At 54.7% G+C, this 8,404-nt stretch carries 11 protein-coding genes and 5 pseudogenes; 6 read left to right on the top strand and 10 right to left on the bottom strand.

Annotated elements, in window-relative coordinates; all coding sequences use genetic code 11:
- From D3H35_RS25335 to D3H35_RS25300, 9 genes and pseudogenes are all read right to left on the bottom strand, one after another.
- Window positions 1-899 (bottom strand): annotated as a pseudogene (locus D3H35_RS25335) (aminotransferase class I/II-fold pyridoxal phosphate-dependent enzyme); the annotation flags it as partial.
- A gap of 45 nt (window positions 900-944) precedes the next feature.
- Window positions 945-1,428 (bottom strand): annotated as a pseudogene (locus D3H35_RS25330) (Lrp/AsnC family transcriptional regulator); the annotation flags it as partial.
- 131 nt (window positions 1,429-1,559) lie between these two features.
- Entirely contained in the window at window positions 1,560-1,937 is a 378-nt protein-coding gene (locus D3H35_RS25325; protein WP_119148761.1) for a spore coat protein, read from the bottom strand.
- A 21-nt stretch (window positions 1,938-1,958) separates the two neighbouring features.
- A complete protein-coding gene (locus tag D3H35_RS25320) occupies window positions 1,959-2,204 on the bottom strand; it encodes a hypothetical protein (protein WP_119148762.1) in 246 nt (81 codons plus the stop codon).
- A gap of 137 nt (window positions 2,205-2,341) precedes the next feature.
- Window positions 2,342-2,773: a pyridoxal-phosphate dependent enzyme gene (locus D3H35_RS35055; RefSeq protein ID WP_411675177.1), complete on the bottom strand. Its 432-nt coding sequence runs from the start codon at window positions 2,771-2,773 to the stop codon at window positions 2,342-2,344.
- A gap of 16 nt (window positions 2,774-2,789) precedes the next feature.
- Window positions 2,790-3,242: a PLP-dependent cysteine synthase family protein gene (locus D3H35_RS35050; RefSeq protein ID WP_411675176.1), complete on the bottom strand. Its 453-nt coding sequence runs from the start codon at window positions 3,240-3,242 to the stop codon at window positions 2,790-2,792.
- Window positions 3,239-3,445, bottom strand: a complete 207-nt coding sequence (locus D3H35_RS25310; RefSeq protein WP_119151954.1) for a hypothetical protein — start codon at window positions 3,443-3,445, stop codon at window positions 3,239-3,241. Before D3H35_RS25310 ends, D3H35_RS35050 begins: the two co-directional genes overlap by 4 nt.
- Window positions 3,418-3,768 carry a hypothetical protein gene (locus D3H35_RS25305; RefSeq protein WP_119151953.1) on the bottom strand — a complete coding sequence of 117 codons (351 nt, stop codon included), beginning with the start codon at window positions 3,766-3,768 and terminating at the stop codon, window positions 3,418-3,420. Before D3H35_RS25305 ends, D3H35_RS25310 begins: the two co-directional genes overlap by 28 nt.
- Before the next feature lie 107 nt (window positions 3,769-3,875).
- Window positions 3,876-4,269: pseudogene (locus tag D3H35_RS25300) on the bottom strand (DUF350 domain-containing protein).
- 728 nt (window positions 4,270-4,997) lie between these two features.
- Between D3H35_RS25300 and D3H35_RS25285 the strand changes: the two are divergent.
- Together D3H35_RS25285 and D3H35_RS35045 are read left to right on the top strand one after the other, a co-directional pair.
- A complete protein-coding gene (locus D3H35_RS25285) occupies window positions 4,998-5,189 on the top strand; it encodes a hypothetical protein (protein WP_119151950.1) in 192 nt (63 codons plus the stop codon).
- A 267-nt stretch (window positions 5,190-5,456) separates the two neighbouring features.
- Window positions 5,457-6,190: pseudogene (locus D3H35_RS35045) on the top strand (PLP-dependent cysteine synthase family protein).
- Window positions 6,191-6,247: 57 nt separating this feature from the next.
- Here the strand turns inward: D3H35_RS35045 and D3H35_RS35040 are convergent.
- Window positions 6,248-6,652, bottom strand: coding sequence for a hypothetical protein (locus D3H35_RS35040; RefSeq protein ID WP_411675175.1), 405 nt, complete (start codon window positions 6,650-6,652; stop codon window positions 6,248-6,250).
- Between the two features lie 32 nt (window positions 6,653-6,684).
- Between D3H35_RS35040 and D3H35_RS32950 the strand changes: the two genes are divergently transcribed.
- The 4 genes and pseudogenes from D3H35_RS32950 (at window position 6,685) to D3H35_RS35035 (ending at window position 8,378) form a co-directional block, all read left to right on the top strand.
- Window positions 6,685-6,882 carry a hypothetical protein gene (locus D3H35_RS32950; protein WP_233568158.1) on the top strand — a complete coding sequence of 66 codons (198 nt, stop codon included), beginning with the start codon at window positions 6,685-6,687 and terminating at the stop codon, window positions 6,880-6,882.
- A gap of 127 nt (window positions 6,883-7,009) precedes the next feature.
- Window positions 7,010-7,495: pseudogene (locus D3H35_RS25265) on the top strand (Lrp/AsnC family transcriptional regulator).
- Between the two features lie 187 nt (window positions 7,496-7,682).
- Complete coding sequence (locus tag D3H35_RS32945) at window positions 7,683-8,126, top strand: aminotransferase class I/II-fold pyridoxal phosphate-dependent enzyme (protein ID WP_325050158.1); 444 nt, start codon at window positions 7,683-7,685, stop codon at window positions 8,124-8,126.
- A 120-nt stretch (window positions 8,127-8,246) separates the two neighbouring features.
- Window positions 8,247-8,378: an aminotransferase class I/II-fold pyridoxal phosphate-dependent enzyme gene (locus tag D3H35_RS35035; protein ID WP_411675174.1), complete on the top strand. Its 132-nt coding sequence runs from the start codon at window positions 8,247-8,249 to the stop codon at window positions 8,376-8,378.
- Window positions 8,379-8,404 lie beyond the last annotated feature (26 nt).

Below are 8,404 nucleotides of genomic sequence, written 5' to 3'. Positions count from 1 at the left end.
GCTCGTCAGCGATTCGAGCGCGGCCACTTGCCCCATGATCGGAGCGCACATCACCTTATACTGGTGAATTTTCAGCATAGCTCCGATCAAGTCCGGATGTCCGCAAGCGTAGCCCATCCGCCATCCGGTCATGCGAACGCTTTGGAAAAACCGCTGACGAGAATCGTGCGGTCCTTCATGCCGGGCAGCGAAGCGAAGCTTACGTGTTTCGCTCCATAGGTCAACTCGGCGTAAATCTCATCGGATATGACGATAAGGTCGTGCTCTTCGACCAGTTTGGCAATCGGCAGCATCTCTTCGTAAGTCATGATCGCGCCGGTAGGATTGCTCGGGTAGCAAAGCACGAGAATCTTGAACGGGAGTAATGGCCGCTCGAAGCGATTCCGCCGTCAGCTTGAATTCGTCCTTCGCCGACGTCTCGATACCGACCGCCACTCCACCCCCGATCGTCGTAATCGGCGAGTAAGAAATATAGCACGGCTCGGAATGAGAATTTCGTCGCCTTGTTCGATCAGCGCCCGCAAGGCGAGGTCGATGCCTTCGCTGCCGCCGACCGTTACGAGAATCTCGTTCGCGGATTGTAGACAACCTGGAACCGGTCGCTCAAATATTGTCCGATCGCTTCCCTAAGCTCGGGCGTTCCGGCGTTCGGCGTATATTGGTTTTCCCCTTCTCCAAGGCGTAGACAGCCGCATCCCGAACGCGCCACGAGTAACGAAATCGGGCTCCCCGACTCCGAGAGAAATAATATCTTTATCCTTGCTGTTGCTCACCAAGTCAAAAAAACGCCGAATCCCGGAAGGAGGGATAGCGCGCGCCTGGGCAGACAAATAATCCTGCATCTCTTTTTTTCTCGGCTGCTCAGTTAGCGTCTTGGGCCGTTCCTCGTCTTTTATCATCGCGCATCGTTCCTTTTCGGTGAACTGGCGGAGGCGTACGTCAAGGGAGACGATCAAGCGATGGTCGTCCTCGAACTCCTCGAAAATGATGCCGTCCTGCTTGTATTTTTTCAAAATAAAAAAGTTTTCGTGGAAATGACCGATTCGATGGTGGACAGCTTGTTGGATACGAAGGAAGCGACTTCCTTGAGGTTCTTGCCTTCGATTTCAACGAGCAAATCGAATGCGCCTGACATCAAGTACACCGACTTTACTTCCGGTACAGAAAAATGCGCTCCGCAATCGATTCGAACCCGCGCCCGCGTTCGGGCGTGCACTCCACCTCGATAAGCGCCGTAACCGTCTGATCGTCCACCTTGCTCCAATTAATGACGGTCGCGTATTTCACGATGACGTGCTCTTGCTCCATCTCGGCGATCGCCGCGTCTACTTCGCTCTCCTGCGCGCCAAGCATCGTCGCTATGGTTTTGGCCGACAGCCTTGCGTCTTCCTTAAGCAGATCCAGAATACTAAGCTTGAAATCGTTCATTGGGATCCCTCTTCGCAATTTGAATTACTCTCCATATTACATTAAAAAACAGCCGGCTGAAAAGAAAAAAAACCGCCGGACCCTGACGTACGGCCGACGGTTCTTCTCTTTGCTGCCTGCAAGACGTCCGATCAGTGCTGCTGAAAAGCCGGCGGCTGCTGTTGCTGCTGCTGCGCTATCGCACCCGGACTGATCGACGCGGGCTGGCTGCGGGATTGCTGAACGAATTGATTCGTCTTCTGCTGCGTCTGCTTGTACTGGTTAAGCTGCTTGTCGATTTCCTGGCGCAGCGCCGGCGAAGAAGCATTGTACATGTTATTTTGCTGCATGCAATAATAGAGCTCGCCCTGCAATTTGAGAGTGTCGTCCATGAGCTGGGTGAAAGTCTGACGGATTTGCGGACAGACCGATTCGGTCGCGGCCGTCGCGTATTCTCTCGTCACGCGCTTCAAGTCCGACAAAATCGTATACGCCATATCGGCTTCCGGCAATTGCTGCTGTGAATACATCGGTTAGGTTCCTCCTCTGCGTTACGATTGCGGCTGGGTTGGCGCGAGCGGCTGATGCTGCTGGACCATGCCGATAAGCGTCTGATAATGCTGCGAATGCACGTCCACCATGTGAGCGCACATTTGCTGAAGCTGCTGGTTTTGAATCGTTGCCGCCGCCACGGCGCACTGCTTGATGAGCAAATCCTCGTTGGACATCGAATCTGCGGCGTACTCGAGCTCTTTGGCCGTCATGGGCGAGGCCCCTTGCATCGCTTGGTTAGGCATTTTTAATAATCCCTCCTTATTAACGGACATTAGTTTGCATCAGGCTCTCGTCGTTTATGCAAAAAGAGACCGCCTCCCGTTGCAATAACGGCAGGCGGTCTTGAGCGAACGGAATCCGATTCAAAAAATGTCCATGCTCATATAGCGTTCCCCCGTGTCGGAGCGATGCAAAGAACTCTCTTGCCCGGTCCCAATCGGCGAGCGATTTGCAAAGCGGCCCATACCGATGCGCCGGAGGATGGCCCTACGAGCAAGCCTTCGAGTCTGGCCAGCCGCCTTGTTGTTTCCAAAGCGTCGTCGTCCGATACTTGCACGATTTCATCGTACACGGACGTATTCAGAATAGCGGGAACGAAGCCCGGGCTCGTGCCGACCAGCTTGTGCGGGCCCGGCTGGCCTCCGCTCAGCACGGGCGAGCCCGCCGGCTCGACGACAGCGACATACAGCCCCGGAAGCTTGGCCTTTAGCGTTTCGCCCGTTCCCGTCACCGTTCCTCCGGTTCCAGCCGTGGCGACGAAAGCGTCGAGACGCCCTTCGGTTTGCTCCAATATTTCGATGGCTGTCGTGATCCGATGGATGTCGGGGTTAGCGGCATTTTCGAACTGATTGGCATATAGCTCCCCGCAATTTCTCCCAATATTTCCCGAGCCTTTGCGATCGATCCCGGCATCCGCTCGGCAGCGGGGTCAGTACGACCTCCGCGCCGTATGCGCGCAGGAGTGAAATCCGTTCGGCCGTCATATTGTCGGGCATAACGAGAATGAGACGATAGCCCCGAGCCGCCGCAATCATCGCCAGCCCGATGCCGGTATTGCCACTTGTCGGCTCTACGATAACCGAACCCGGCTTGATCAAGCCTCGCTGCTCCGCATCCGTGATAAGTCCGTAAGCCGCGCGATCCTTGACGCTGCCGCTCGGATTCATTTTCTCCAGCTTAACGAGCACTTCCGCATCTTCGGGTCCCGTCAGCCTCCCAAGCGCTACGGCAGGGGTCCCTCCAATCAAATCGACCACGGAGCTTGCGGTTAAGCGTCTCATTCCTTTTCCTCCGCCATGCGCCGAACGATTTCATCCCGGCCGCTTTCAGACAGAGCATGCTGCACCGCGAAGCACGAGGGGCAGAGGTAGACGGTCAATGCGAACGGCGCTTCCAGCACCTTGCCGCCCTTGCTTGCAAGAAGCTTCGAGACACGCGGCTGGAACTGCTCCGCCGTTACGATTTGCTGCCCCGTCTCCAGCATGTACTCCCGGCATTGCGGGCATTCGGAACAACCTCCTGCTCGTCGAGCAGCTCTTCCACCGCTTCCTCGAACTGGATCAAAGCTTCGTCCTTCTCCTGCAGCTCGTCGTCCTGCATCCACGAAAGATCTTCCTCGTCTTCCGCCCGAACCAAGCCGACCGAATCGCCGTCTTCTTCGTCTTCCTCGTCTTCTTCGTCGATTCCTATCCGGAGTGTGCGGTATCCGTCAATTTCGTTATCGCAAACCGGACAAAATTTGTCGGGCCCCTGGCCTTCCTCCACCGGAATTTCGCTCTGACACCAAGGACATAGTATAGCGGCCATATTAAGCCTCCCTCATCAAATAGACAATGCCGATCACGACGAACAAAATCGCGAGCGCGAACAACGTTCCCCACAAGTATTTCACTAACGTTCTCCCTCTTTTCTCCCTACTCTACTGCCGCGCCAATAATATAAGACAAAGACACCGAAATGATCATGGCGAGCAAGCCAACCGCCCGATTGTCCTTAGCGATCTCATCGTCAATTTTCAGGACGGAGTTAAAAACTCGAAAAGGAAATAAGCGGCCAGCAGCAGCATAAATCCCACGGCGGACCACAGCAGGCTTTCGTAAATCGTGTCGTTCGCTTCGATGGAAAATCGAAAAATGTTGCAAATGCCAAATATTTTGCCGCCGGTTGCCATAGCAACCGAAAGATTGCCTTTGCGGATTTCGTTCCAGCCGTCGTATTTGGTCACCTTCTCGAAGAAGGAGAGAACACGATAAGCGCCAAAATCCCGACGGAAAAATACGCGAGCACGGCGACGATCGGCTCCGCCATAAGCTGGTCCACGACATTTTTCACGGTTAATCCTCCCGTATTCGAGAAGGTGACCAAATACCGCCGGCCGCCTTCCGCAAGCAATCTTTCGTTGCTATGGCAACCGCGCGGCAAAAATATTGCATTTGCAACATTTTCGATTTCCATCGAAGCGAACGACACGATTTACGAAAGCCTGCTGTGTCCGCCGTGGATTTATGCTCTGCTGCCGTTATTTCCTTTCGAGTTTTAACTCCCGTCCTGAAAATGACATGAGATCGCTAAGACAATCGGGTTGCTTGCTCCCATGATCATTCGTGTCTTTGTCTTATATTATTCCGCAGTGAGTAGGAGAAAAGGGGAGAACGTTAGTGAAATACTTGTGGGGAACGTTGTTCGCGCTCGCGATTTTTTCGTCGTGATCGGCATTGTCTATTTGATGAGGGAGGCTTAATATGGCCGCTATACTATGTCCTTGTGTCAGAGCGAAATTCCGTGGAGGAAGCCAGGGGCCCGACAAATTTTGTCCGGTTTGCGATAACGAAATTGACGGATACCGCACACTCCGGATAGGAATCGACGAAGAAACGAGGAAGACGAAGAAGACGGCGATTCGGTCGCTTGGTTCGGCGGAAGACGAGGAAGATCTTTCGTGATGCAGGACGACGAGCTGCAGAGAAGACGAAGCTTTGATCCAGTTCGAGGAAGCGGTGGGAAGAGCTGCTCGACGAGCAGGAGGTTGTTCCCGAATGCCCGCAATGCCGGGAGTACATGCTGGAGACGGGCAGCAAATCGTAACGGCGGAGCAGTTCCAGCCGCGTGTCTCGAAGCTTCTTGCAAGCAAGGGCGGCAAGGTGCTGGAAGCGCCGTTCGCATTGACCGTCTACCTCTGCCCCTCGTGCTTCGCGGTGCAGCATGCTCTGTCTAAAGCGGCCGGATGAAATCGTTCGGCGCATGGCGGAGAAAAGGAATGAGACGCTTAACCGCAAGCTCCGTGGTCGATTGATTGGAGGACCCCTGCCGTAGCGCTTGGAGGCTGACGGGACCCGAAGATGCGGAAGTGCTCGTTAAGCTGGAGAAAATGAATCGAGCGGCAGCGTCAAGGATCGCGCGGCTTACGACTTATCACGATGCGGAGCAGCGAGGCTTGATCAAGCCGGGTTCGTTATCGTAGAGCCGACAAGTGGCAATACCGCATCGGGCTGGCGATGATTGCGGCGGCTCGGGGCTATCGTCTCATTCTCGTTATGCCCGACAATATGACGGCCGAACGGATTTCACTCCTGCGCGCATACGGCGCGGAGGTCGTACTGACCCCCGCTGCCGAGCGGATGCCGGGATCGATCGCAAAGGCTCGGGAAATATTGGGAGAAATTGCGGGGAGCTATATGCCCAATCAGTTCGAAAATGCCGCTAACCCCGACATCCATCGGATCACGACAGCCATCGAAATATTGGAGCAAACCGAAGGCGTCTCGACGCTTTCGTCGCCACGGCTGGAACCGGAGGAACGGTGACGGGAACGGGCGAAACGCTAAAGGCCAAGCTTCCGGGCTGTATGTCGCTGTCGTCGAGCCGGCGGCTCGCCCGTGCTGAGCGGAGGCCAGCCGGGCCCGCACAAGCTGGTCGGCACGAGCCCGGCTTCGTTCCCGCTATTCTGAATACGTCCGTGTACGATGAAATCGTGCAAGTATCGGACGACGACGCTTTGGAAACAACAAGGCGGCTGGCCAGACTCGAAGGCTTGCTCGTAGGGCCATCCTCCGGCGCATCGGTATGGGCCGCTTTGCAAATCGCTCGCCGATTGGACCGGCAAGAGAGTTCTTTGCATCGCTCCCGACACGGGGGAACGCTATATGAGCATGGACATTTTTTGAATCGGATTCCGTTCGCTCAAGACCGCCTGCCGTTATTGCAACGGAGGCGGTCTCTTTTTGCATAAACGACGAGAGCCTGATGCAAACTAATGTCCGTTAATAAGGAGGATTATTAAAAATGCCTAACCAAGCGATGCAAGGGCCTCGCCCATGACGGCCAAAGAGCTCGAGTACGCCGCAGATTCGATGTCCAACGAGGATTTGCTCATCAAGCAGTGCGCCGTGCGGCGGCAACGATTCAAAACCAGCAGCTTCAGCAAATGTGCGCTCACATGGTGGACGTGCATTCGCAGCATTATCAGACGCTTATCGGCATGTCCAGCAGCATCAGCCGCTCGCGCCAACCCAGCCGCAATCGTAACGCAGAGGAGGAACCTAACCGATGTATTCACAGCAGCAATTGCCGGAAGCCGATATGGCGTATACGATTTGTCGGACTTGAAGCGCGTGACGAGAGAATACGCGACGGCCGCGACCGAATGGTCTGTCCGCAAATCCGTCAGACTTTCACCCAGCTCGATGGACACACTCTCAAATTGCAGGCGAGCTCTATTATTGCATGCAGCAAAATAACATGTACAATGCTTCTTCGCCGGCGCTGCGCCAGGAAATCGACAAGCAGCTTAACCAGTACAAGCAGACGCAGCAGAAGACGAATCAATTCGTTCAGCAATCCCGCAGCCAGCCCGCGTCGATCAGTCCGGGTGCGATAGCGCAGCAGCAGCAACAGCAGCCGCCGGCTTTTCAGCAGCACTGATCGGACGTCTTGCAGGCAGCAAAGAGAAGAACCGTCGCCGTACGTCAGGTCCGGCGGTTTTTTTTCTTTTCAGCCGGCCTTTTTAATGTAATATGGAGAGTAATTCAAATTGCGAAGAGGGATCCCAATGAACGATTTCAAGCTTAGTATTCTGGATCTGCTTAAGGAAGACGCAAGGCTGTCGGCCAAAACCATAGCGACGATGCTTGGCGCGCAGGAGAGCGAAGTAGACGCGGCGATCGCCGAGATGGAGCAAGAGCACGTCATCGTGAAATACGCGACCGTCATTAATTGAGCAAGGTGGACGATCAGACGGTTACGGCGCTTATCGAGGTGGAGTGCACGCCCGAACGCGGCGCGGGTTCGAATCGATTGCGGAGCGCATTTTTCTGTACCCGAAGTAAAGTCGGTGTACTTGATGTCAGGCGCATTCGATTTGCTCGTTGAAATCGAAGCAAAACCTCAAGGAAGTCGCTTCCTTCGTATCCAACAAGCTGTCCACCATCGAATCGGTCATTTCCACGAAAACCTTTTTATTTTGAAAAAATACAAGCAGGACGGCATCATTTTCGAGGAGTTCGAGGACGACCATCGCTTGATCGTCTCCCCTTGACGTACGCCTCCGCCAGTTCACCGAAAAGGAACGATGCGCGATGATAAAAGACGAGGAACGGCCCAAGACGCTAACTGAGCAGCCGAGAAAAAAAGAGATGCAGGATTATTTGTCTCCCAGGCGCGCGCTATCCCTCCTTCCGGGATTCGGCGTTTTTTGACTTGGTGAGCAACAGCAAGGATAAGATATTATTTCTCTCGGAGTCGGGGAGCCCGATTTCGTTACTCCGTGGCGCGTTCGGGATGCGGCTGTCTACGCCTTGGAGAAGGGGAAAACCCAATATACGCCGAACGCCGGAACGCCGAGCTTAGGAAGCGATCGGACAATATTTGAGCGACCGTTCCAGGTTGTCTACAATCCCGCGAACGAGATTCTCGTAACGGTCGGCGGCAGCGAAGGCATCGACCTCGCCTTGCGGGCGCTGATCGAACAAGGCGACGAAATTCTCATTCCCGAGCCGTGCTATATTTCTTACTCGCCGATTACGACGATCGGGGTGGAGTGGCGTCGGTATCGAGACGTCGGCGAAGACGAATTCAAGCTGACGGCGGAATCGCTTCGAGCGGCCATTACTCCCCGTTCCAAGATTCTCGTGCTTGCTACCCGAGCAATCCTACCGGCGCGATCATGACTTACGAAGAGATGCTGCCGATTGCCAAACTGTCGAAGAGCACGACCTTATCGTCATATCCGATGAGATTTACGCCGATTGACCTATGAGCGAAACACGTAAGCTCGCTTCGCTGCCCGCATGAAGGACCGCACGATTCTCGTCAGCGGTTTTTCCAAAGCGTTCGCAATGACCGGATGGCGGATGGGCTACGCTTGCGGACATCCGGACTTGATCGGAAGCTATGCTGAAAATTCACCAGTATACCGGTGATGTGCGCTCCGATCATGGGGCAAGTG

The organism is Cohnella faecalis (assembly GCF_003570905.1).
Lineage (GTDB): Bacteria > Bacillota > Bacilli > Paenibacillales > Paenibacillaceae > Cohnella > Cohnella faecalis.
The sequence above is the reverse complement of the archived record's forward strand: the minus strand, read 5'-3'. Positions and strand labels throughout refer to the sequence as shown.